21 protein-coding genes and 2 tRNA genes are annotated in these 21506 nt (G+C 50.7%); 12 read left to right on the top strand and 11 right to left on the bottom strand.

The window, feature by feature from the left end; all coding sequences use genetic code 11:
* Nucleotides 1–89: 89 nt before the first annotated feature.
* Nucleotides 90–455 (top strand): hypothetical protein, encoded by a 366-nt coding sequence (locus LKK83_RS10445; RefSeq protein WP_324631036.1) that lies wholly within the window; start codon nucleotides 90–92, stop codon nucleotides 453–455.
* Here LKK83_RS10445 and LKK83_RS10450 read toward each other — a convergent pair.
* Nucleotides 446–691 carry a hypothetical protein gene (locus tag LKK83_RS10450; protein WP_324631037.1) on the bottom strand — a complete coding sequence of 82 codons (246 nt, stop codon included), beginning with the start codon at nucleotides 689–691 and terminating at the stop codon, nucleotides 446–448. The genes LKK83_RS10445 and LKK83_RS10450 overlap by 10 nt on opposite strands.
* Before the next feature lie 36 nt (nucleotides 692–727).
* Between LKK83_RS10450 and LKK83_RS10455 the strand changes: the two genes are divergently transcribed.
* The 3 genes from LKK83_RS10455 to LKK83_RS10465 all read left to right on the top strand — a co-directional run bounded on the left by LKK83_RS10455 (nucleotide 728) and on the right by LKK83_RS10465 (nucleotide 2721).
* Nucleotides 728–1000, top strand: a complete 273-nt coding sequence (locus tag LKK83_RS10455; protein WP_324631038.1) for a hypothetical protein — start codon at nucleotides 728–730, stop codon at nucleotides 998–1000.
* Between the two features lie 53 nt (nucleotides 1001–1053).
* The gene (locus LKK83_RS10460; RefSeq protein WP_324631039.1) at nucleotides 1054–1950 is read left to right on the top strand and encodes a UTP--glucose-1-phosphate uridylyltransferase; all 897 of its coding nucleotides are present in this window, start codon (nucleotides 1054–1056) and stop codon (nucleotides 1948–1950) included.
* 96 nt (nucleotides 1951–2046) lie between these two features.
* Nucleotides 2047–2721 (top strand): DUF2834 domain-containing protein, encoded by a 675-nt coding sequence (locus LKK83_RS10465; RefSeq protein WP_324631040.1) that lies wholly within the window; start codon nucleotides 2047–2049, stop codon nucleotides 2719–2721.
* Nucleotides 2722–3047: 326 nt separating this feature from the next.
* Here the strand turns inward: LKK83_RS10465 and psbA are convergent, their stop codons facing one another.
* The 3 genes from psbA to LKK83_RS10480 all read right to left on the bottom strand — a co-directional run bounded on the left by psbA (nucleotide 3048) and on the right by LKK83_RS10480 (nucleotide 7871).
* On the bottom strand, nucleotides 3048–4130 hold the full coding sequence (gene psbA, locus LKK83_RS10470) for a photosystem II q(b) protein (protein ID WP_324631041.1): 1083 nt from the start codon (nucleotides 4128–4130) through the stop codon (nucleotides 3048–3050).
* A gap of 430 nt (nucleotides 4131–4560) precedes the next feature.
* A complete protein-coding gene (locus LKK83_RS10475) occupies nucleotides 4561–6990 on the bottom strand; it encodes a VIT domain-containing protein (RefSeq protein ID WP_324631042.1) in 2430 nt (809 codons plus the stop codon).
* Between the two features lie 338 nt (nucleotides 6991–7328).
* The gene (locus LKK83_RS10480; RefSeq protein ID WP_324631043.1) at nucleotides 7329–7871 is read right to left on the bottom strand and encodes a hypothetical protein; all 543 of its coding nucleotides are present in this window, start codon (nucleotides 7869–7871) and stop codon (nucleotides 7329–7331) included.
* Between the two features lie 445 nt (nucleotides 7872–8316).
* On the opposite strand from LKK83_RS10480, the gene LKK83_RS10485 reads away from it, so the two are divergent.
* On the top strand, nucleotides 8317–8910 hold the full coding sequence (locus tag LKK83_RS10485; RefSeq protein ID WP_324631044.1) for a hypothetical protein: 594 nt from the start codon (nucleotides 8317–8319) through the stop codon (nucleotides 8908–8910).
* 93 nt (nucleotides 8911–9003) lie between these two features.
* On the opposite strand, the gene LKK83_RS10490 is transcribed toward LKK83_RS10485, so the two are convergent.
* Complete coding sequence (locus LKK83_RS10490) at nucleotides 9004–9513, bottom strand: DUF1648 domain-containing protein (RefSeq protein ID WP_324631045.1); 510 nt, start codon at nucleotides 9511–9513, stop codon at nucleotides 9004–9006.
* A 131-nt stretch (nucleotides 9514–9644) separates the two neighbouring features.
* Between LKK83_RS10490 and LKK83_RS10495 the strand changes: the two genes are divergently transcribed.
* Nucleotides 9645–11045 (top strand): cytochrome P450, encoded by a 1401-nt coding sequence (locus LKK83_RS10495; protein WP_324631046.1) that lies wholly within the window; start codon nucleotides 9645–9647, stop codon nucleotides 11043–11045.
* Between the two features lie 42 nt (nucleotides 11046–11087).
* Here LKK83_RS10495 and LKK83_RS10500 read toward each other — a convergent pair whose 3' ends face one another.
* The 4 genes from LKK83_RS10500 to LKK83_RS10515 all read right to left on the bottom strand — a co-directional run bounded on the left by LKK83_RS10500 (nucleotide 11088) and on the right by LKK83_RS10515 (nucleotide 13945).
* Nucleotides 11088–11408, bottom strand: a complete 321-nt coding sequence (locus LKK83_RS10500; protein ID WP_324631047.1) for a hypothetical protein — start codon at nucleotides 11406–11408, stop codon at nucleotides 11088–11090.
* A 24-nt stretch (nucleotides 11409–11432) separates the two neighbouring features.
* On the bottom strand, nucleotides 11433–12005 hold the full coding sequence (locus tag LKK83_RS10505) for a hypothetical protein (RefSeq protein ID WP_324631048.1): 573 nt from the start codon (nucleotides 12003–12005) through the stop codon (nucleotides 11433–11435).
* Nucleotides 11972–12868 carry a CHASE2 domain-containing protein gene (locus tag LKK83_RS10510; RefSeq protein WP_324631049.1) on the bottom strand — a complete coding sequence of 299 codons (897 nt, stop codon included), beginning with the start codon at nucleotides 12866–12868 and terminating at the stop codon, nucleotides 11972–11974. The genes LKK83_RS10505 and LKK83_RS10510 overlap by 34 nt, the downstream gene beginning before the upstream one ends.
* Nucleotides 12869–13069: 201 nt before the next feature.
* Nucleotides 13070–13945 (bottom strand): phosphatase PAP2 family protein, encoded by an 876-nt coding sequence (locus tag LKK83_RS10515; RefSeq protein ID WP_324631050.1) that lies wholly within the window; start codon nucleotides 13943–13945, stop codon nucleotides 13070–13072.
* Between the two features lie 424 nt (nucleotides 13946–14369).
* On the opposite strand from LKK83_RS10515, the gene LKK83_RS10520 reads away from it, so the two are divergent.
* The 3 genes from LKK83_RS10520 (at nucleotide 14370) to LKK83_RS10530 (ending at nucleotide 17403) form a co-directional block, all read left to right on the top strand.
* Entirely contained in the window at nucleotides 14370–15494 is a 1125-nt protein-coding gene (locus tag LKK83_RS10520; RefSeq protein ID WP_324631051.1) for a calcium-binding protein, read from the top strand.
* A 310-nt stretch (nucleotides 15495–15804) separates the two neighbouring features.
* On the top strand, nucleotides 15805–16788 hold the full coding sequence (gene msrP / locus LKK83_RS10525) for a protein-methionine-sulfoxide reductase catalytic subunit MsrP (protein ID WP_324631052.1): 984 nt from the start codon (nucleotides 15805–15807) through the stop codon (nucleotides 16786–16788).
* Nucleotides 16789–17127: 339 nt separating this feature from the next.
* Nucleotides 17128–17403 (top strand): hypothetical protein, encoded by a 276-nt coding sequence (locus tag LKK83_RS10530; RefSeq protein WP_324631053.1) that lies wholly within the window; start codon nucleotides 17128–17130, stop codon nucleotides 17401–17403.
* A 32-nt stretch (nucleotides 17404–17435) separates the two neighbouring features.
* Here the strand turns inward: LKK83_RS10530 and LKK83_RS10535 are convergent, their stop codons facing one another.
* Together LKK83_RS10535 and LKK83_RS10540 are read right to left on the bottom strand one after the other, a co-directional pair.
* Nucleotides 17436–18254, bottom strand: a complete 819-nt coding sequence (locus LKK83_RS10535) for a TrmH family RNA methyltransferase (RefSeq protein WP_442957302.1) — start codon at nucleotides 18252–18254, stop codon at nucleotides 17436–17438.
* Nucleotides 18255–18275: 21 nt separating this feature from the next.
* Nucleotides 18276–18359 (bottom strand) — tRNA-Leu (locus LKK83_RS10540).
* 517 nt (nucleotides 18360–18876) lie between these two features.
* On the opposite strand from LKK83_RS10540, the gene murA reads away from it, so the two are divergent.
* The 3 genes from murA to LKK83_RS10555 all read left to right on the top strand — a co-directional run bounded on the left by murA (nucleotide 18877) and on the right by LKK83_RS10555 (nucleotide 21289).
* Nucleotides 18877–20253, top strand: coding sequence for a UDP-N-acetylglucosamine 1-carboxyvinyltransferase (murA, locus tag LKK83_RS10545; RefSeq protein WP_324631056.1), 1377 nt, complete (start codon nucleotides 18877–18879; stop codon nucleotides 20251–20253).
* A 100-nt stretch (nucleotides 20254–20353) separates the two neighbouring features.
* A complete protein-coding gene (locus LKK83_RS10550) occupies nucleotides 20354–21229 on the top strand; it encodes a M48 family metallopeptidase (protein ID WP_324631055.1) in 876 nt (291 codons plus the stop codon).
* Nucleotides 21208–21289 (top strand) — tRNA-Leu (locus LKK83_RS10555). Before LKK83_RS10550 ends, LKK83_RS10555 begins: the two co-directional genes overlap by 22 nt.
* The last annotated feature ends 217 nt before the right edge of the window (nucleotides 21290–21506 follow it).

Consider the following 21506-nt stretch of genomic DNA (forward strand, 5'->3'; position numbering starts at 1 on the left):
ATGACAGATTTGAGCGAAAGCTCGCTCATCATCAACAGTTTTTACAATTATCCCATTGTCCGGTAATTTTACAACCAGAGGCTTGTACTTTGCCAAGGAAACCGAGGAAAATTTTTGTTCCAGGTCGCCTTTGTCTGTTTGGAGAGCATGGCGATCGGGCCGGCGGACACCGCAGCATCAATCCCGCTCTGGAAAAAGGATACACCCTCAGCGTCGGCACCCATCAAGGCATTTATGCCCAGGTCAAACCCCATCCCACCCCCCTGATTTTGCGCCCTTCCTTCAGTGACGGCACTCGCCTCGAACCCATACAATTGCCAATGGATCGCCAAACAATGCTCCATAGCACCAAAAAAGGCGGCTGTTTCAGTTATGCCGCAGGCGTGGCTGACTACAGTCTCACTCATTATCGCGTCCAAGGGCTAGAAATCGATAATTATGGTTTCTACGAGTGAAAACTGGGCGCGGCGAAATGAAAATCGCCGCCGCCAGCAAAAACACCCCCGAAATCCTCAGCATGCTCAATCAATATTACCCCTTTTCCACCAATTAAATCAAACAAAACCCTCACCGATATCTCGGCAAAATTAGTGCGAAATAACCCAAAAAGCTGGCCAAGCTTTGCAACAAAAAGATGCCGAAAAAAATCGAACCGTTGATGACCCACGCCTAAGCCGAATTTGACCGCCATCTGATTCGCCCTTGCCCCTCGCAGTTAACCGCTCCCGTGCTGCATTCGCTGCTGAATCATCCGCCTCTACAGCCGTTTATTTTAGGCGGAAAAGGCGTCGGTTCCCAAGGATATGGCACGGCGCAATTTCTCGTTCCCGATCGCGATCGTCAAGGGCGGGTTATCGATATCATTCATCGGGATTTCCCCCAAAATCAATGCCTAAAACTCATCATTTCTCAGTCCAAACCCGCGTACCTGGATGTTCATCATTTGAAAACATGCTATAATTATCGCCGAATTTATTTCTCATCCGTTCAAACCAGATAGCTTGCTCCCCAGCGGAGAGTGTCCCACACTTAACCCTCAACTTTGATAGGTCAATGATGAGCATTCCCCAAACTCCAATTCGCAAAGCTGTGATTCCGGCGGCGGGATTCGGTACCCGACTATTTCCCGCTACCAAAGCAGTGAAAAAAGAAATGTTTCCCATTGTCGATCGCGACGGTCGCGTAAAACCCACGATTCAAGTCATCGTCGAAGAAGCGATCGCCGCCGGCATTGAAGAAATCGCCATCATCACCCAACCGGGCGATATCGAAGTTTTCCAGAACTTTTTTCAAACCCCCTTAACCGACAATTTTTATAACAAACTCTCCGAAAAAAATCGCGAATACAGCCAATATTTGCGCGACTTAGGCCACAAAATTACCCTCCTGACGCAAGAGACGCAAGAAGGCTACGGTCATGCGGTTTACTGTGCCAAAGAATGGGCGAATAACGAACCGTTTATGCTCTTTCTCGGCGACCACGTTTACCTATCCGAGCTTAATATTTCCTGCGCGCAGCAACTCATCCAAGTTTACGAAAAAGTCGGCAAAAGCGCGATCGGCCTCACCGTCACTCCGGGTTCGGAAATTTATCATTGCGGTTGCGTCACCGGGAATTGGCAAGCGGACAACCGCCTCCTGTTTCTCACGGAAATCTGCGAAAAACCCGACTTAGAATATGCGCGATCGCATCTGCAAGCAGAACCCCTCGGCAGCGATCGCTTTTTCACCATCTTCGGCATCTATATCCTCACCCCGAAAATCTTTGACTTCCTAGAAGAAAACATCCGCAACAACCACCGCGAAAAGGGAGAATTTCAACTCACCTCTTGCCTAGAACAGTTGCGCCAAACCGAAGGAATGGTGGGCTATCCCATCAAAGGCCGCTGTTTCGATACCGGAATGCCCGATGCCTATTGCAACACCCTGATGGAGTTTCGCCGAGGCTAAATCTACCGGAGTCGAAACTCGGCAATATTCCCCGGAATTTCTCTCTGTAATGACCTTATAATACCCTTAAACTAATCGTCGATTTCCACCAAGCTCATGCTCAGAAAAATTGGATTTGCCCTCTTATGGGTGGGACTATTAATTTATGCCTTTGGATTTGCCCCGCCCGATCGCCCCGATACCTTTCGCTTGATTCAAAATCTCTCCACCGGTGAGTGGGAAGGCATCAATCCCTTGATTATTTCCCTGTTTAATGTAATGGGAATTTGGCCGATGGTTTATAGCTGTGTCCTATTTTTCGATGGCAGAAACCAGAAAATTCCCGCATGGCCCTTTGTCCTTTTCTCATTTGGCGTCGGCGCATTTGCCCTATTACCTTATCTGGCCCTGCGAGAACCCGCCCCCGGATTTTCCGGCGAAAAAAACCGCTTGCTGAAACTCCTCGACTCCCGGTGGACCGGTGCCTTCCTCGCCGTGGGAACCTTGGTATTATTGGGCTATGGCCTAACTCAGGGCGAGTGGGCCGATTTCCTACAGCAGTGGCAAACCAGCCGATTCATCCACGTGATGAGTTTGGATTTTTGCCTGCTGTGCTTGCTCTTCCCCGCCTTGCTAGGGGATGACATGCAGCGTCGGGGACTTGACAATTCCACCATTTTCTGGTTCGTTTCCTTGCTTCCCCTCCTCGGCCCGGTGCTTTACTTGACCTTCCGTCCCCCCCTCGCCGAGAAAGACCAACCCATCCAGATGGAACCTTCTGTGTCTCGGTAATCTACTTTTTATCACTTTGTAGGGTGGGCACCGCCATTTTCGTTGCATGTATCTTACACACCCTTCAATTTGGCGGTGCCCACCTTCCGATTTTTCCACCAAAATATAAAACAATGCATTGACCGCAATACACAATCAATAAAAATGCCCGATCGCTCTCCTAAACAAAGCGAAGTAGGGTGGGCACCGCCCACCTTCCTGAATTACCTCACTTCAACCGACCTTGTAAGCGGGACACCGCCTACCTATAAAAAAACCGACCGATAGCTTCCGCGATCGGTCGGACTTTATGAGTAGAGACACAAGCTGTTGGGATTCAGGGCGATTTAACCGTTAATCGCCGGAGCAGTGAGCGCGATCGGCTCCACATCACTCGCCGCCAAATCCAGCGGGAAGTTGTGAGCGTTGCGCTCGTGAATCACTTCAATCCCCAAGTTAGCGCGGTTGAGCACGTCAGCCCAAGTCCCGATCGCATGTCCTTGAGCGTCCACGATCGACTGGTTGAAGTTGAACCCATTCAGGTTAAACGCCATCGTGGAAATTCCCAAGGAGGTGAACCAGATACCCACCACCGGCCAAGCGGCGAGGAAGAAGTGCAAAGAGCGGCTGTTGTTAAAGGAAGCGTATTGGAAAATCAGGCGTCCAAAGTAACCGTGAGCCGCAACGATATTGTAGGTTTCTTCTTCTTGACCGAATTTATACCCGACGTTGGTGGATTCCACTTCCGAGGTTTCGCGCACCAAGGAAGAGGTGACGAGACTTCCGTGCATGGCGCTAAACAGGGCACCGCCGAATACACCAGCCACACCAAGCATATGGAAGGGGTGCATCAGGATATTATGTTCCGCTTGGAACACGATCATAAAGTTGAAGGTACCGGACACACCCAGCATCAAGCCGTCGGAAAAGCTTCCTTGACCGATGGGGTAGATTAACAGTACCGCAGTGGCGGCGGCGACGGGGGCGGAGAACGCCACCGGAATCCAGGGGCGCATTCCCAAGCGATAGCTCAGTTCCCATTCGCGACCCAGATAAGCGTAGATACCAATTAAAAAGTGCAGAACGATGAGTTCGTAAGGGCCACCGTTATAGAGCCATTCATCCAGAGAAGCGGCTTCCCAAAGGGGGTATAAGTGCAAGCCGATCGCGGCGGAAGAAGGCACCACCGTGGCGGTCATAATATTGTTGCCATACAGCAACGAGCCGGAAACTGGTTCGCGAATGCCATCCAGGTCTACCGGAGGTGCAGCAACGATCGCCAGAATAAAAACGATGGCTGCAGTTAAAATGGTGGGAATCATCAGCACGCCAAACCAGCCGATGTATAGGCGGTTTTCGGTACTGGTAACCCAGTTACAAAATCGATCCCAGAGGTTGTTGTTTTGCGATTGGGCAAAAGTGGTTGTCATTAAACGAACAACTCCTTCGATATCTGCGTGAGTGATAAAGACGGGGAGGAAGCAGCAATGCTGTCCGCCGCCGTCAATTTATTTATAACTGTAAAGCTATGGACTTGTCAAGGGATTTAGTAAATTTTTTGCAAATTTCACCAAAATCCTTGTCCCACAAGGGGTTTGGGGCGTAATTTTATTTGGCCACCTCCGCAAAACCCAGCCGACCTGCAGCCGCTAGGATTTTGGTTTCCTCAGTTTTTATGTAATCAATCTGCAATTAAGAAAAAGCAATATTGGAATTTTTAGAATGCAATTCCCTTCACAAAACGGATTAGTCCGCGTAGGCAGACTTAGCTTGTCTAGGCGCGATTTCAATCGCCCGCTTTTTATCTTTCTACGGAAAGGTGGGCAGTGCCCACCCTACGAGTCGATTCTCACCTATAGCTTAGGGTTTGACGCGCAACGTGATGCGAATCGTGCCAGAGACAGAAGCGGGGAATTGTGCGGCAACCAAGATTTCGCGCATGGGGTCGAGTACGGTGCTTTCGCTCAGGGTAGAGCGGATATCGTCGTACAGGACTCGCACTACATTTCCATCGCGCACGATTAATTCCCAGACCACTTCGCCGCTGGTATTTTCAGGCAAAGAGATCCGATCGAGCCGATCGCGCAGATCCTCGATCGCGGCTGAATCCACCCCTTCCACCTGTAGCACTTCAATGCGATCGCTGGCCACTGGGGCGGGTTCTTCCGAACTCTCGTAGTTTGGCATCGACGGCATCCCTCGGGTACCGCCACTGGCACGACGAGGTAAGGGCGCACCGGCCTGGGGATTTGGGGGTGCCCCTGGGTACATGTTAGCCCCGGAAGACATCAGCATATCGGCCTCTTCTTGCGGACCAAACACTCCCTCATAACTCACTCCTTCCGGCAATTCCACCGGCACCTGGACGCGGCGCGTCGTGCCATCCGGGTCTACTCGCACTTCCTCGCTCACTGCCACAAATGCGGTATAGGGAGATAACAAGCGATAAGCCAGAGCGGTATCGGTAACGGCATCCACGCCGGATTTGGTTTCGCCGCCATACATTTGACCCATCAAATCTTTAATGCGCTGGCGCGCCCAGAGTTGTGCGATCGCCGGATTGCCGCCCTCGTCAAATGCCATGCGGAACAGTTGTTCGTAGCGATCGCCATTTGCCGTCATTCCCGTAACCCGTAACTGACCTCGGGCGCGATCGGCTTTGCGTCCGAATACCACCAACGGTTGTTGGGCAAACAGATCCGGTGCAACCGACGGATAAACCTCTGCCGGTGCGCCGCTTCCTTCCCATTCTACTTCAATATTCGTCAGCACCGGATTGTTAATTTGGCGGAAAAAACGTTCGGCAACTTCCGCCGTTGGTTCGTCTTGGCGAATCACTTGGGAAGTGCCGCGTCCCACTTCAGCGAGGCGATCGAGTAAAAAGCGATTCACCGAACTCCCCACCCCAAAACTGTAGAGTCGATTGCCCGGTTTTAACTGTCTTTGCACCTCAGCAATCACTTCATTTTCATTGCCAATATAACCATCGGTCAGCAAAACGATACTCCGCAACCGTCCCCCTTCTGTAGGGGGAAAATTCAGCACCGTTTGAATGCCATTCAGCAATTCAGTGCCGCCATTGGCATCGAGATCGTCGATATAATTCATGGCCCGTCGCCGATTTTGTACCGTATTGGATAAAGGTTGCGGTGACAGGGCCGTGGCGCGATTGGAAAAGTCAATAATCGTAAAGGTATCGTCGGGATTGAGACCGTTAATAAAACGGCGCATCAATTCTTTGGATTTGAGCAACGGATCGCCAGATTGAGACCCAGAGGTATCCATTAAAAAGACCACATCTTTGGGGACGATTTCATTGGTTTCGTACTCCAAAGCGGGAATCAGATACACCGCAAAATGTCCGCCGCGATCGTCCCCTTGAGTTAACACAGTTGCTTGGGTGCGATCGTCGGAAACGCGATAGCGCAAAATTAAATCTTTGTTGGGAATGGTGTCTTCCGGGGCTAAAGAAATACGAACCGTTTCTCCAGTTTGAGATTGGCGGATAGTATGGGAGGGCGATCGCAGGTCAAAAATCGGCATGCCGGCATTAATTTCCACCGTGACATCGATATCGTGACCGGATCGAGTGCCCGGAGGCAAAACCGGCGGCGTGATGCGCGATGCATCGGGAACGCGATCGGTATTTACCATGCCATTATTGTCCCGGGGCGAACCCGGAATATAGCGCGGACCGACCACCATTGGAAACACGAATTCATAGTTTCCACCTTCAAAGTTTAAACTATCAGTATAGCGAATCGTTACCTTAATTTCTTCTCCGGGTTTGATATTGGCCAGAGATTGGGTAAAAATGTTCGCGCGTTCTTGTTCTAAGAGTCCGGCAGTTCGACCTTGTTGGCGGGCTTCTTCGTAGATGCGTTGCGCTTCTTCTCGTTGTTTAATATCCCCTTTAATGATGCGATCGCCGATAACAATTTCCATGTCATCCACCGCCGCTTCATCGGGCAAGGGAAAGACATAAACGGCTTCTAACGGATCGTTAAACGGGTTTTCAAAGGTTTGGGTCACTTCGACCCGGGACAAATTGCCAGCAATTCTAGCATTGACCTTGGTATGTTGGAGCGGAAAAACTTGCTTTTCTCCATCGGGAGATAAAACATACAAACCGCCGGCAGAGTTGGGAGTCTCGGCGGTGGGAATATTTCCGCCTTGAGATAATATTGTAATGCCAGTGGAATCCGGCGATTGCGCCCAACTCCAAGTCGCAAGCGCCCCGAGGGTGCCAGCGAGGACTAAAGTAGCGGGGAAAAGATAGAGAAACTTCATAGCTGCTGCGTTTGAGAGCGCTGTAAGTGTTTCATGGTTCTAGGATGACACAGCTTTGTCAGAAATGGGTTGAAGTTACATTTTTTGTAACAAACACAGAATCCCTCGGGCAAAATGAATCGGGCGATCGCTTTTCGCTACTTCCTCCCCCATTGAAACTTGCCCCCAATCTCTTCTCATTTCTTAAAATTTTCAGGACTGACGCAGCATACCCCACGGGTAGGGTAGGCAACGAGTTACCCACCCTACCCGTCGTTAAAATGCAAGGGTTCTGCAATGGCAGCACCCTTGCATTTGATAGCAGTAAAAGTGGGTCGCAATCTCGCCCCAAGACCGCTTTACAGTCTCGCCTGGTAATCGATTTGCCGACAGTTGACGAATTCCTCATTGGTACTCGGCGAAATATTAGCAGTTTCTAGGGGTTCGTATCCCCTTAAACTGATAGTTTGATTGTCGGAAAAAATCCAGCGCGGTGCATTGGGATTTCCATAGGCATTCTCATTGGCTTGTGCCAACATCGCATCGGTAATTTGCGCGTCGTTTGCCTCTCCTTTAAAGCAGTTGATATTTCCGGTTTGGTAGGTGTATTTAACTCCTACCAAAGTTAAACCGTTTTTATTAAAGATTACGTAATTTTCGCCCCCTTCTTGTGGCTGACCGACTTCTCCATAAAAGTAAGTCCCATCGGGCAATTCATCCAGATTCGGTGACTCCCTGCGATAGGGGGGAGAGGGTCGAGTGTCGCCGGGATTTTCTATGTCATTATTGGGGGGCGCTTCCGTGGGGGGAGTCGCTACACCATCCTGGTTCTGACAGGCCGCCAAAACCGTGAGGCTGGCCGCACCAACTGCTGAAATAATTGTGCGAAAATAGATATTCATCGAGTCGCTCCTTTGATTGTGAGTATAAACAAGTTAGAGAAGGTTTAAATTTTGTCTATTGTATCCCATTGCTTTCTCCAAGTAATTCTGTCATTAGTTATAATTTTCGCAGGAATTAGCTAAGGGTTGCGACAAACAAAAACACCTCAGCCACAAAATGCCCCACTCTGCTGTCCCAGAATTGACCTGGCTGCATCCCCCCACTGACGCGATGGATGGGGGATGGTGAGGGAAACACACAGCACCAAGCGAAACCTCGCACCCTACGCCGGGGCGGGCGAATTGCATGCAGACTTTTGCCAGCCGAATGGGGTATGACTTCCTCCTTTTGATAGATGCAAGAATTTTTTCAATCTGCAATGCTGAAAAAAATAGTGCAAAAACTTTACTCTGAGAGTTGAATTTTGTGCTGTTGGATTGCCGATAATTTGAGAGGAATAAAAACATGGCTTTAGGAACGCATGGAAACAAACACGCACTGGGTATTTTCCCCACCCGAGAGGGGGCAGAAAATGCACTGGGAGAACTGAAAAATGCTGACTTTCCAATGGATCGGGTGTCAGTGGTGGCGAAAGACGATCGCCAAGGAGAAATCGCCGGCATCGATACCAGCAAACCGGAAGGAAATAAAGCCGATGAAGGGGCAAAAACTGGTGCGGTGACCGGTGGAATTGGCGGCGCGATCGTGGGCGCACTCGAATCCCTGGGATTGAGCACCTTTGTCCCCTTATTGATTCCCGGCGCGGGTCAAGTGTTAGCATTTGGTAGCGTTGCAGCAAACGCTCTCGCCACTGCTGTTGCGGGCGGTGCAATTGGCGCAGTCGGCGGCGGTTTAGTTGGTGGTTTAATTGGGTGGGGCGTTCCCGAAGATCGCGCCAAAGTTTACGAACATCGCGTGGCGCGCGGTGAATATTTGATTATGGTCGAAGGCGGCGTAGAAGAGATAGAAAAAGCCGAGTCTATTCTGCTGCATAAAGGCGGAATTCAAGAGTGGGGAGTGTATGAAGCCCCCCCGGCCAAAAAGGAAGTTAGAAGCTAAAACGAATTAACAATTTTTTTTCGAGTGAGGGACGGTTTTGCGAGAGAATTTTTCGCTACAAAAACCATGAATTAATCCGTCCCTCTTCTTTTTTTATCGATTCCGATAAGCTTGCCACAAGTAAATGCCGGTGGTTCCCAAGATGAGCGACACAAACGCAAAAACCCCAAGTATGTCTAAGGTCTGCGATCGCCCCACAGCTACCTGAACCATCTGCCATTCAATCCAAGCAAACATCCAGATAATTTCAGTTTTCATCCAGCTCAACAGGTCTCGGGCAATCTGATATTGTTTCGCCGCATTTTCTGCAGTTATCGCCACGGGATAATTAAACTGGCGGGAAAAGCGCATGATTACGGTCATCCAGAGATAAATAACCACCGCCAGGGCGGGAAAAAGCACAATTAGTAGCTTATTTCCCCAGAGGTCTGGTTTGCCGGTGATGCCAAAATGAATGGGAATTGAATCGGGCAGTTGAGTCCAATAAAAGGTAGCGATCGCGATACAGCAAACAGACCCGAGAATTGCCACAACTTCTCGGGCAATTCCCCCGGGCGATCGCGGTGTAAAAACTGCCGAATCCGGTGATGTTTCATCCTGCATTGTTGGTTCCTCCAAAATTCTTCTCGATTCCATGTAGTGACAAGCACCCTGATTTTTTTTCCTATCCTTCCCTAAATCCCGCCAGATGATTATAATAACCAATAAACCGAGACTGCTAGATGCAAAAGCCAATGGTAACAGCCAAACTCCCGATGAAGGTTCCCGGTCCGCAGACCCCGCAATTGTTACAAAAGCTACAGTGGGTGAGAGACCCGGTAGGCTATATGGAAACAGCCAGCCGAGATTATCCGGAGGTGTTCGCCGCCCAGGTGGTGGGATTTGGGAACCACCTCATTTTTGTCAATAACCCCCAAGCGATTAAGTACATTTTAACCCACGATACCCAAGAGTTTTTTGCCTCTGGGGAGATGAACGGGATTTTAAAACCCCTGGTGGGAGATTACTCGGTGATTCTATTAGAGGGCGATCGCCACCGGAATCAGCGCAAGTTATTGATGCCTCCCTTTCACGGGGAACGGATGCGCGCCTACGGCAATTTGATTTGCGACTTGAGCGATAAAGTGATGAGTCAATTCGCCCCCGGGGAAACCTTTGTGGCGCGTTTCGCCATGCAAGAGATTTCCCTACAAATTATTTTACAAGCCGTGTTTGGATTGTATGAAGGAGAACGGGCGCAAAAAATCAAGCAGGCGATTCAGTCTTTATTGGAGTTATTTAATTCCCCATTGCGATCGAGTTTTCTGTTTTTCCCGAGGTTGCAAATTGATTTGGGGTCGTGGAGTCCTTGGGGATACTTTCAGCGGCTTTATCGAGAAGTTGAAAAACTGCTCTATGCAGAAATCGAAGAACGCCGCCAACATCCAGACGGCGATCGCGAAGATATCCTCTCCTTGCTGATGTCGGCGCGGGATGAAGCGGGCAATCCCATGAGCAATGTAGAATTGCGCGATGAATTGCTCACTTTGCTGTTTGCGGGGCACGAAACCACCGCCACCGCCATGACCTGGGCGCTATACTGGGTACACCATCACCCAGAAGTGGGGGAAAAACTGCGCGCGGAACTGGCGACTCTGGAGGAAAACCCGGATCCGATGAGTATTTTCCGACTGCCTTATCTCACCGCCGTGTGTAACGAGACCTTGCGAATTTATCCCGTAGCCATGTTAACCTTTCCGCGGGTGGTGTGCGAACCGATGGAACTGTTGGGATACGACTTAGAACCGGGAACCGCCGTGGTGGGTTGCATCCATCTGCTACACCAACGAGAGGATTTATACCCGCAACCGGATAAATTCAAGCCAGAACGCTTTTTAGAGCGACAATTTTCGCCCTATGAATTTTTGCCCTTTGGCGCTGGAGTGCGGCGCTGTATCGGCGCGGCCCTGGCACAGTACGAGATGAAATTGGGTTTAGCCACCATCCTCTCGCACTACGAACTCGCCCTCGCACAGCCCAATCCGGTCAAACCAGAACGCCGGGGTGTCACCCTCGCCCCTCGCGGTGGGGTAAAAATGAAGTTCCTGGGTAAAACCGAGAAAAAACTCACATCCCCAGCAACGGCGATGGTGTAGGAGTCTTAAGGTGGGCAACGAGTTGCCCACCCTACTGGTGAGTTAGGTGAGAAAAAACTGGATATCCGGGTTATCGGGATTGATGGCAGCTAAATCTTTGCGAAGGGATTGCAGGGTTTCTACTGCAACGGGATAAGCCGCGATCGCTTGTTTTTTGTTCCCTTGTTCTTTCAGCACTCTTCCTAACTGCCATTGCCAGCGATAGGCGATATCTGCGGCATTTGTCGCCTGCGCGATCGCCAGCGCTTCTTGGGTGAGCGTTTGCGCTTCTTTCGATTGGTGGGCGAGTTCGTATAATCTTCCCAAACTGCCTAACGCATAGGATTCTGCCCGGGGGTCATTTAAAGTTTTTGCCTCTCGCACCGCGATCGCCAATCCGGTAGCAATCTACGAAATTTCCGATTCTTCCGGGGAAATTGCCGATGATGAATCGCCAGGAAAAGATAATTTCATCAAACTGTGAGCCAGATTGATGCGCGCGTTGACCGATTGACGACTGAGGGGGATTTTATCCAGTTGCTTTTGAATCGCCGGGATTAACGCTTGCGCTTCCCTGAGTTGCTGGGTATCCACGAGCAAACTCAGTTGATTGAGCTGCGATCGCAACTGGATTCTCGGGGCAGGAGACACTTGCGCCGCTGTTGTATAGGCATCCATTGCCGCTTGAATTTCAGCGCTTGCCGTTTCTTCGTCTTTCACGGCGATCGCCTGTTGTGCCATCGCTCTCGCCGTATTTCCCAAACTCAATTCTGCTGCCGCAATCGCCGAAATCAACCGCAATTGTTGTGCTATAATTAAACTTTGCTGCAGTAACTCCCCCGATTTTTCTAACTCGCCAATCGCCCGCAACGCATTTCCCAAACTTCGCAATCCCGTTGCTTTGATTGAGTAATTCGGTTGAGTTTGCAGGTCAACTTCTACCGCTTCTAACGTTTTACGCGATCGGTGATAAAGTCCCAAGGATCGTAAGGGGTCTTCCAATAATCTTGCAAACTGCTAGCTGTGGAGCCAATTAATACCACGCGATCGCGGGCAAAATCCGGCGAAATTCGATTTTCCAAAACATCCATCAGGGACACTATCTCAAAACTATTGCGCAGCTTTTTAAAATTCATCAAAATTTGATAGCCGCGATTCGAGGTGCGAATGTAACCCCCATCATTGGGCTTCATCCGCACAAACACCGCTTCATTTAACTGCATGTAGTCGGAATTCACCGCTGCATTTTTAGGCATTACTCCTTCTTTTTCCAGATAAAGTAATGCCAAACGCAAACTTAACGTGGGTAATATTTCCCCGGCTTGGTTCTCGACAAACAGCAACCCGCGACGAATTTTACCGTCCGCATCTAAAATCATATCGATCGCCCCGACTTGACCCAGTTCGCTTAACACGGGATTGGGTTCAACTCCCTGATTCTCATCCCCACCCACCAGGGTCACGCCGATTAAGTTCGGTGTGGTTTCAAAGACCTGAACCAGACTGCTGTTCACCTCCCTTACGGATAAATCGCGATAAATATCCAAACCAATCCCTCGCGGTTGCTGTTGTTTGAGCTTTTCGAGCAATTCGGCGATGATGGCATCAGAAATCGGCCATTGTCCAAGTTGTTGAAGATCGGACTCGGAAACTCCCACAATCACGATGCGATCCTCCTTAGGTTCTAGGGGACGCATCCGAAAAAATAAATCCAGCGCCGACCATTCTAATAGCTGTAACGCACCGGTCCAACGCAGGGCGATAATCCCTACAGCCACACAAGACGCTGCGAACCAAATGAACCGCCATTCTCCGACCAGTTGATGTTTGAGTTTTTTCCACATAAGGTTGCCTTGGGATGATTACGAAAAAGGGTTGAGGATATCTCGAGGATCCGGGTACGAATTCAGCGGTACCCGTGCGATAATTTAGCAAAAATTATCGGTAATCCGGCGATCGCCAAACTTCTCCAAATTATATCCTCTCCAGTGGATTGTTGGCAAAACCCCCTTCGTTTCAAAGTCCCAAAACGAACCCCATCCCATTCACTCCTGGATAGACTCCCTCATGTTACCTTTTCCCGGTAAAACGCGCGGCCAAATTTCAGTAGCAAACAGCACCAATCCACAATAGCGCCAGAAATTCATCCATCCGGGTTCCTGCAATAGCGCTAACAGCCAATCGGAGACAATATACAACGCCACCACACAGAGTAACCCTCCCCCGGCGAACAACACTTTTCCTTTCCCTGTGGCAGGCGGGGTAAAATGAGGAACTGAGAGGAAAAAACCCACACTTGCACCCAGGGGACGTCCCAGATCTGGCACCATAACCGCCAGCACAAACGACCCCACACAGACGAGGGTGGGAACCAGTAGTCCCTGACGGCGAGGAATCCACCATCGGCTTCCCGCCCAGGCGATCGCCATCCCGAAAATCACCCCAGCGATCGCATCCAGGGGATAGTGAACCCCCAAATACACCCGCGACAGGGCCACCAAAATCACGATCGCCCCACTCACTCCCCACAACCCGATCCGGCGGTAATGCCATGCCAAATAAAACCAAAAAGTGGCCGATCCTTGGGCGTGACCGCTGGGAAACGAGGCACTATCAATCGTTGCCTTGGCCACAGGGGAGACCACTTGCGGATTCACCTCGAAAGGACGCGGAAGCGCGATCGCAAGCTTCAAAATTTGATTAAAAGTATAACTCACTCCCAAAACCAACCCCAATTGCCGACCCACGCGCGGGTCTACCACCCAATAAAAAAGGGTCAGCAACCCAATATATGCATACTCCGAACCGAGATAGGTGACGCTGAGGAAAAAAGGCAACCAACCGTCACCAAATACTGCCTGAATCCATTCAATTCCTGCCATAACCTGACCCAAACCTTCGCGATTCTTATCCTGCTTCAATCCTTTCCTTTTGTCAATCTTTTTACTCCTCAGTTTCCTACCCCCCTGGGGGGATGAAGCCGTCCGCTGGCTCGAAATTTTCCGGGAGGCGATCGCCTGCAATCCCGCCCAGCGACCCCGCCCACCGGAGAAACGACGCTTACCATAAAAGGCGCAAAAAATCCAGCCATCTGCCGAAACTTTGACCGATTCTTTGCTTTTCTACCTCAGACCAGAAAACAGATGGAATCGCCTCATCGCGAGGCGATTTTCCCTCCATTCCCACCTCATTACCCTTCCGGCAAAGAAAAACTCCCCCTCATCCGCCCTGCACTTCACCTTTACTTAAACCCGCCAAACCGAAGCCCCTGCAAAACTATCCCGATCCGAGAAAATTTTTCTGTTTTATACTGTACCTGTAACCTCCCACAAAGGAGCAAGGATTATGAGTTGGTTTGACGATATTATTCCTGACGGATTGTTTGACTTTATTCCCGGCGTTGGAGATGAAGACAGCGAAACCACCGCCCAAGACATCGCGATTAAAACCGCAAAATTCATTACCCTCGGGCCGACGGGATTTGTGGTAAGTTCTCTAATTGAGGAGGCGATCGAAAATATCGACATTCAGAATGTCGGCAACCAGTTTATCAACACGGTCAATAACTTTCTCGAAAATAACGACCTGGATAGTGATGTTAGCGATTTGGTGAATTCGGTTAAAACCGAAGTGAGCGACTTCATCAACAGTACCGACATCAACCAGCGCTTTTCCGCACAGGATGTAGCGGATTTCATCAACACCAATTTAATTGAGAACGAGAACTTATTCAACCAGTTTTCTCAGCTCGTCGATCGCGCCGCTACCGGGGGTCTAGAGGGTCGCTTTGTGGATGCCGATGCGGCCAATAACTCGATCGAAATGGCCCTAGAAGATATAAACTGGGAAGGGGGACTGCGTGCCTTCCAGGGGGACGATCGCGTTCTCGGCACCAATGGCGTAGATGTTGCCAATGGCAATCAAGGCAACGATACCTTACTCGGTCTCGATGGCGATGATTACCTGCGCGGCGGCAAAAATAACGATCGCCTCGAGGGTGGCAACGGAAACGACATCCTCAATGGCAATCTCGGCGACGATACTTGTCAAGGAGGAATGGGAGACGATATCGTGCGAGGTGGTCAAGGAAATGATATGTTGTATGGCGACGCCGGGAGAGATATCCTCATCGGTGATGTCGGTTCGGACTTCCTCTCTGGTGGCACAGAGGCGGATGATTTTGTATTACGCGGCGATATTGCCGATGAAAATGCCGCCACTGCCGATCGCATTCTTGACTTTAATGCAGGGGAAGGCGATACCATCAAACTCGCCCATGTTGAAGATATTAACCAAATCTCTCTCGGCGCTGTAGACTTGAATGGAGATGGGATGGGCGATACTGCTATTCTCGATTCGAGCGATCGCATCTTGGGAGTGGTGATGGATGTGGATGTGTCCCAATTGAATATCGATCGATCCATTCAGTTAGTCAATTTGGCCGATATTGCCATTGACACCATTGGGTGATAAAATAGCCTCGCCGATCGCCCGGGGAAACCACCCCAGGCGATCGCTCGAGTCATTGGGAATCGGACGCTTGCATTTTGTACGACAGCAAAATGTAAGCGTCTTTACATTTAGTCCCGTCAATCCTGCATAAAATTGACAGGGGAGTGCGATCGGCTGACCTCGCCTTGGGCAATAGCAAGCTAAAAACTCGCACTCCAGCATAAATCGCAGCCAAAATTGAGAATGCCTAAATTTGCGATATACTTTTCTCTAAGCTTTAATGTTCAATTCGCGATCTGTTGTGCAGGCCAATCCACTAACATAGCTCATGGTACTCATCCGCATTCTAAAATCCTGGGAACTCCCCGAACGGGAGGTGACCTCCGAAACTGCCTTTCTCAACCGCAGACGTTTTTTGAAAAGCGCGATCGCCGCCGGGATCGGTGCCACGGTTCTTCCGATTCTCGGGTGTCAAAACCAAAGCCAGACGAAAAGCGAACTGATAAAAAATACCGTTCCCCTGCCCGATATCCCCCGCAATCCCAATTTTGCCCAAGTCGATCGACCCGTTACCAAACAAATCTTTGCCTCCCGATACAATAACTTTTACGAATTCGGCGGTACCAAATCGATCTGGCGAAACGCCCAAAGTTTGCCCACCGAAAATTGGAAAGTGGAAATTGGCGGATTAGTCAAAAATCCGCGCACCTACGATATTGACGAAATCCAGAAAAAATTTCCCCTCGAAGAGCGCATCTATCGGTTCCGATGCGTAGAAGCTTGGTCGATGGTGGTGCCTTGGATTGGATTTCCGATGAAAAGGCTGATCGAAGATGTGGAACCCACCTCGGCGGCGAAATTCGTTCGCTTCACCTCATTTTACGATCCGCAAATTACCACCGGACCGGGGTTCCACTTAGGATCCTTGCCCTGGCCCTACGTCGAAGGGTTGCGAATTGAGGAAATGGCCAATGACCAGGCATTTTTTGCCACCGGCATTTACGGGCGCACCCTCCCGAAACAACATGGGGCACCGATTCGCATGGTGATTCCCTGGAAATACGGGTTTAAGGGCGCTAAGTCGATCGTAAAAATAGAATTTCTTGACCGACAGCCGGCCACTTTTTGGAACACCCTGGTGCCCAAAGAATATGGTTTCGAGGCAAATGTCAATCCGACTAAGCCCCACCCGCGCTGGTCCCAAGCCACAGAACGGGTAGTGGGTGACGGTCCTGCGATGTCATGGGAACGCAAACCCACCCTCCCGTACAACGGGTATGGGGAATATGTGGCGCAGTTGTACCAGACTTGAGCGCTATGGAAGAAAGAGCGATCGCCGATTTTCAGGGCGATCGCCCCTGGAAAAGGGAATCCAAAAATAGCAATTTTTTGCAAAAATCGATAAACTCAGCTCAGGGGATGGAACCCCCAGAACCGTTCACCGGTCAAGTTTTTTAGTGAAAACAAGATAAATCATCCGGCAGTTGAGCGCTTTACATGCACCCCGGTGGGTGTTGCTCGATCGGCCAGATTTTTAAGAAGAGGGATGCTTCTGCAGTGGAAACCGGGCTTAATAGAATTGAGAGTTGCCCATCTCCCGCGATCGCAAGCAGACGCGGGTTGTTGATAGTTAATAAAAGGAGTTTTCCTGATGACAAACCCTCAGCGCGAGCAACGTGAGGCGGCACGAAAGGCATTTATGGATTCCCTAAACAAGTTTGAAGAAAGCTTGGAATCGATTGACGAACCCAGAGCATCTCAATCTCAGGATGGCAGACGTTCCAAGTCGCGAAACTCATCGCCGCCGAAAAAAACGGAAGGTTTCAGCCTGCAAGAATTAGAACAGGCGGCGGCGGACATCGATGAATTTTTGAAAAGCTCTCAACAGCAAGATACCCGGTCAGCAGATGAAGAAATCGAGCCGTAGAAGGCGGAGAAATTTGGTCGGATTCGTGGGTTTTAATGTGGCTTGAAGTCGGGCAAACTGTTATCGGTAATACTGTTTTGTCGGCGAGCTTCATAGAGAATCAAAGCAGCGGCGATCGCCACATTTAGGGATTCCACTCCCGCATGGAGGGGAATGCTCACCCGGCGATCGGCAGCCGCGAGTAATTCCGCAGACAAACCCGCGCCTTCATTGCCCAGTAAAATCAGGGTTGGGCGACGGTAATCTACGTCCCAGTAGGTCACGGGTGCATCCGCCGCCGTGGCGATGACCTGCACTCCAAGCTGCTGCGATCGCGTTATCTGCGCCTTCAAATCAGTGCTGACAGCGATCGGCAAGCGGAACCACTGTCCGGCGGACGATCGCAAAACTTTCGGATGATCTGCATCCACACTATCGGCACTCAGGTACAACCCCGAGGCCCCCGCCGCCGCCGCCGTGCGAATGATGGTGCCCAGATTGCCTGGGTCTTGCAAGGTTTCCACCGCGAGACTCAACCCAGACGGGGCGATCGCACCGTCGCGATCCACAGCCTTGCGTTTTGCCGTGGCTACCACCCCATCTGGATTCACTGTAGTGGCGATCGCCTCGAGGGCAGCAACGCTCACCGTTTCAGTTCGCACCGCCAATTGCGACGCCCGATCCCACAGTTCACCATGCCGTTCCCGCCATTCCGGGGTACAGCAAACGGTTTCTAAGGGATAATTCACCGCGCAGGCTGACTCTAGCAGGTGCGTCCCTTCCAGTAAGAATAACTGCTGTCGGCGACGCTCCTTCGCAGATTGCAATTTTCGCATCTGCTTGACTAAAGGGTTCCGAACACTGGTGAGCATCAGAATAGAGAGGGTTAAAAATGCGGAACCCGGGACTTGAACCCGGAAGTCTTTGCAGACACTAGAACCTGAATCTAGCGCGTCTACCAATTCCGCCAGTTCCGCGTATCAACTGGTTTTGCACTCCGATTTATTATCTTGCCTTAAAAGTTTGGCGATGTCAACCCCCTGAGGGAAAATTTTTTTTTAGCACTCGGTTCGGGCCGGATTGGCGCGGGGGAAGAAGCGGCTGCACCCCTTGTCACCAGGAGCATGGAGCCGCCACGCCTCCTCGGGAAAGCTACCGAAAATTTCCGCAAAATCAGCGGCGATCGCGATTGGGTTCGGGAACTTTAGGGGGGCTATCTGCTGGCGTTCCGTACCGTCATTTACTGTGGCGATCGACTCACCGGGGGAACGGAACAGGGGGGAAATTCCCTGAGAATCCGCCGAAAATTCCGCCAGAGCGAAAAAACCTTTGCTTAACCGGGGTTGTGAACCCCAAACCCTAGATTTTAAAGGTATCTGAGGTTACAAAATTCAAAATTTTTAGGTAGAAATCTAGACATTGAAGATCTTTCCTGTAGAATCAAAACCAAAATCGAAAGTGTACAACAACACATAGATTCTGGAGGATACAGCTATTACTGCCTCTCTTGGTTCGCTCGAAAAAAAAGCTTCGCCGGAAGCCGATCCATCCGTGCTGCAGATTTGGGGACGCCATCCCTTGCAGGGAAAGGTAAAAATTAGTGGGGCGAAAAATGCGGCCTTAGTATTGATGGCCGGTGCCCTGCTTTGTCCGGACGAATGCCGTTTGCGAAACGTTCCGTCCTTGGCGGATGTGAAGCGCATGGGTCAACTGCTCTCGGCCCTCGGTTTGAAAATTAAATGGGATGGGGACAATTTAGAGATTAATGGTCGCCATCTGGACAAATCGGAAGCGCCCTACGAGTTGGTCAGCCAACTGCGGGCGAGTTTCTTCGCGATCGGGCCATTGCTGGCGCGGTTGGGAGAAGCGCACGTGCCCCTCCCAGGCGGATGCGCGATCGGGGCGCGACCGGTAGATATTCACGTCCGGGGACTGCAGGCCCTCGGAGCTAACGTACAAATCGAACATGGCATGGTTCGCGCATACGTGCCCGGAAACAGCCGGCGACTGAAAGGAGCCAAATTTTATTTGGACTATCCCAGCGTGGGAGCCACCGAAACCCTGATGATGGCGGCGACCTTAGCCCAAGGAGAAACCACCCTGCAAAATGTGGCGCAAGAGCCAGAAGTGGTGGATTTGGCGAATTTCTGTAATGCACTCGGCGCTCGAATTCGGGGTGCAGGCACGAAAACCATTGTCATCGAAGGTGTGCCTCGCCTGGGATCGGCAGACTACGAGATTATTCCCGATCGCATTGAAGCCGGCACGTTTTTAGTCGCAGGGGCGATTACGCGATCGCAATTCTCCCTGTTTCCCGTAGTCAGCGAGCATCTGATCCCGGTGATTTCCAAGCTGCGCGAAGTCGGTGCCCAGATTATCCCAGAAGGGTCAAATGGTCTGCGAATTATTCCGGGGGATACGATTAAGCCCACGGATATCGAAACTTTGCCGTATCCCGGTTTTCCCACGGATATGCAGGCTCAGTTTATGGCTTTGCTCACCCTCAGTGACGGGGATAGCGCCATCCGCGAAACGGTGTTTGAAAATCGTCTGCGCCATGTGGCAGAGTTGAATCGTATGGGTGCAAATATTCGCGTGAAAGGCAATGTGGCGATCGTCCGGGGCGTGCCGACCCTCTCCGGCGCACCGGTGTTGGCTACGGATTTAAGAGCTTCCGCCGCATTGGTGTTGGCTGCTTTAGCCGCCGAAGGCAAAACGACGCTTCAAGGAGTGCATCATCTCGATCGCGGGTATGAAAAACTCGACCTCAAACTCCAGCAACTCGGAGCTAAAATTCAGCGCGAACCTGCTACCGCAGGGATGGAAAAAGATGCCACGGCTCTCCAATCCGCAAAATCCGCATTAAAATAAGGAGTGTGACGAGAATGAGATTGTGGTAAAGAGGTTTTTTCCCTCTTTGTGCGAATCGGATTTCTCGTCTATGGTTGTCCGTCCGTAATTCTTAACTGGCATGGCTTCGTCAAAAATCTCTCTGATTGGTTTGAAGGCAAATAGCTTTCGTCATCCGCTGGATCTAGAAGCAACCAATTCGTTGAAGCAACTCCCGGGTCTCGATTTAATCGTGCGCCAGTTGCTCGGATCGGTTGGCGAGCAGTTTTTTTATCTGGATAATATTGCTTCTAGCGTTCTGGTGAGCGATCGTCAGCTCCCTCATCTGCACGATCTGCTCGTCGAAGCCTGTCAGGTATTGGATTTGGAGCCACCCCAGCTCTACGTCCGCCAACATCCGGTGCCCAATGCTTACACCTTTGCCATGCGCGGGAAAAAGCCATTTGTGGTGCTGCATACTTCCCTGATCGAGTTGCTGACACCAGCCGAAATTCAGGCGGTCATCGGCCATGAGCTGGGACATCTCAAATGCGAGCATGGGGTTTATTTGACTCTGGCGAATTTGATTGTCTTGGCGGCGGGACAACTGTCTCCTCTGGGAGCCGCGATCGCCCAAACTCTGCAAAACCAAATCTTGCAATGGGTTCGCTGTGCTGAGTTTACCTGCGATCGCGCCGCTTTATTAGCCACTCAAGACCCCCAAGTGGTCTCCTCCGTACTGATGAAGCTCGCCGGTGGCTCCCCCACCTTGGCTCCTAAACTGAATCTGGATGCATTTCTCGAACAAGCTCGCGCTTACGATGAAAGCAGCAACACGGAATTGGGGATCCTGCTCAAGGAAGCTCAAACCGGTCAGCTTACCCATCCCCTCCCCGTTCTCCGCGCCCGCGAAATCGATCGCTGGTCCAGCAGCAAAAATTATGAATCTTTGTTGCAAAACGGAAAACTGTGTTATAATGAGGGAACCAAACAAAAGGGCGAGTGGCGAAATTGGTAGACGCACCACACTCAAAATGTGGCGGCTTCGGTCTTGCGAGTTCGAGTCTCGCCTCGCCCACTCCCTAAATACATAACCCTCGGGTTCTAGGTCACATCCCTAGAACCCAAATTTTTTTGCATGCTTCCACCACCAGAGACTTTGACAATAACCCCTTGCTCTTGCTATTATGGTTATATAGCTAAATAATCACCCAAACATTACCGAGAATCGGCGTAAAGCCCCCGGATTTATCCGTGGGGATATAAGCCGAGCGACTGACCCCCGGTCCCCCGCA

It is taken from the genome of Phormidium sp. CCY1219 (assembly GCF_035615515.1).
Lineage (GTDB): Bacteria > Cyanobacteriota > Cyanobacteriia > Cyanobacteriales > Laspinemataceae > CCY1219.

What these genes read in the sequence shown, in the direction of transcription:
- LKK83_RS10450 (WP_324631037.1), bottom strand. Translation starts at nt 691, where the DNA reads ATGGCGGTCAAATTCGGCTTAGGCGTGGGTCATCAACGGTTCGATTTT.
- LKK83_RS10460 (WP_324631039.1), top strand. Translation starts at nt 1,054, where the DNA reads ATGATGAGCATTCCCCAAACTCCAATTCGCAAAGCTGTGATTCCGGCG.
- LKK83_RS10465 (WP_324631040.1), top strand. Translation starts at nt 2,047, where the DNA reads ATGCTCAGAAAAATTGGATTTGCCCTCTTATGGGTGGGACTATTAATT.
- psbA (WP_324631041.1), bottom strand. Translation starts at nt 4,130, where the DNA reads ATGACAACCACTTTTGCCCAATCGCAAAACAACAACCTCTGGGATCGA.
- LKK83_RS10475 (WP_324631042.1), bottom strand. Translation starts at nt 6,990, where the DNA reads ATGAAGTTTCTCTATCTTTTCCCCGCTACTTTAGTCCTCGCTGGCACC.
- LKK83_RS10480 (WP_324631043.1), bottom strand. Translation starts at nt 7,871, where the DNA reads ATGAATATCTATTTTCGCACAATTATTTCAGCAGTTGGTGCGGCCAGC.
- LKK83_RS10485 (WP_324631044.1), top strand. Translation starts at nt 8,317, where the DNA reads ATGGCTTTAGGAACGCATGGAAACAAACACGCACTGGGTATTTTCCCC.
- LKK83_RS10490 (WP_324631045.1), bottom strand. Translation starts at nt 9,513, where the DNA reads ATGCAGGATGAAACATCACCGGATTCGGCAGTTTTTACACCGCGATCG.
- LKK83_RS10495 (WP_324631046.1), top strand. Translation starts at nt 9,645, where the DNA reads ATGGTAACAGCCAAACTCCCGATGAAGGTTCCCGGTCCGCAGACCCCG.
- LKK83_RS10510 (WP_324631049.1), bottom strand. Translation starts at nt 12,868, where the DNA reads ATGTGGAAAAAACTCAAACATCAACTGGTCGGAGAATGGCGGTTCATT.
- LKK83_RS10520 (WP_324631051.1), top strand. Translation starts at nt 14,370, where the DNA reads ATGAGTTGGTTTGACGATATTATTCCTGACGGATTGTTTGACTTTATT.
- msrP (WP_324631052.1), top strand. Translation starts at nt 15,805, where the DNA reads ATGGTACTCATCCGCATTCTAAAATCCTGGGAACTCCCCGAACGGGAG.
- LKK83_RS10530 (WP_324631053.1), top strand. Translation starts at nt 17,128, where the DNA reads ATGACAAACCCTCAGCGCGAGCAACGTGAGGCGGCACGAAAGGCATTT.
- LKK83_RS10535 (WP_442957302.1), bottom strand. Translation starts at nt 18,254, where the DNA reads ATGCTCACCAGTGTTCGGAACCCTTTAGTCAAGCAGATGCGAAAATTG.
- LKK83_RS10550 (WP_324631055.1), top strand. Translation starts at nt 20,354, where the DNA reads ATGGCTTCGTCAAAAATCTCTCTGATTGGTTTGAAGGCAAATAGCTTT.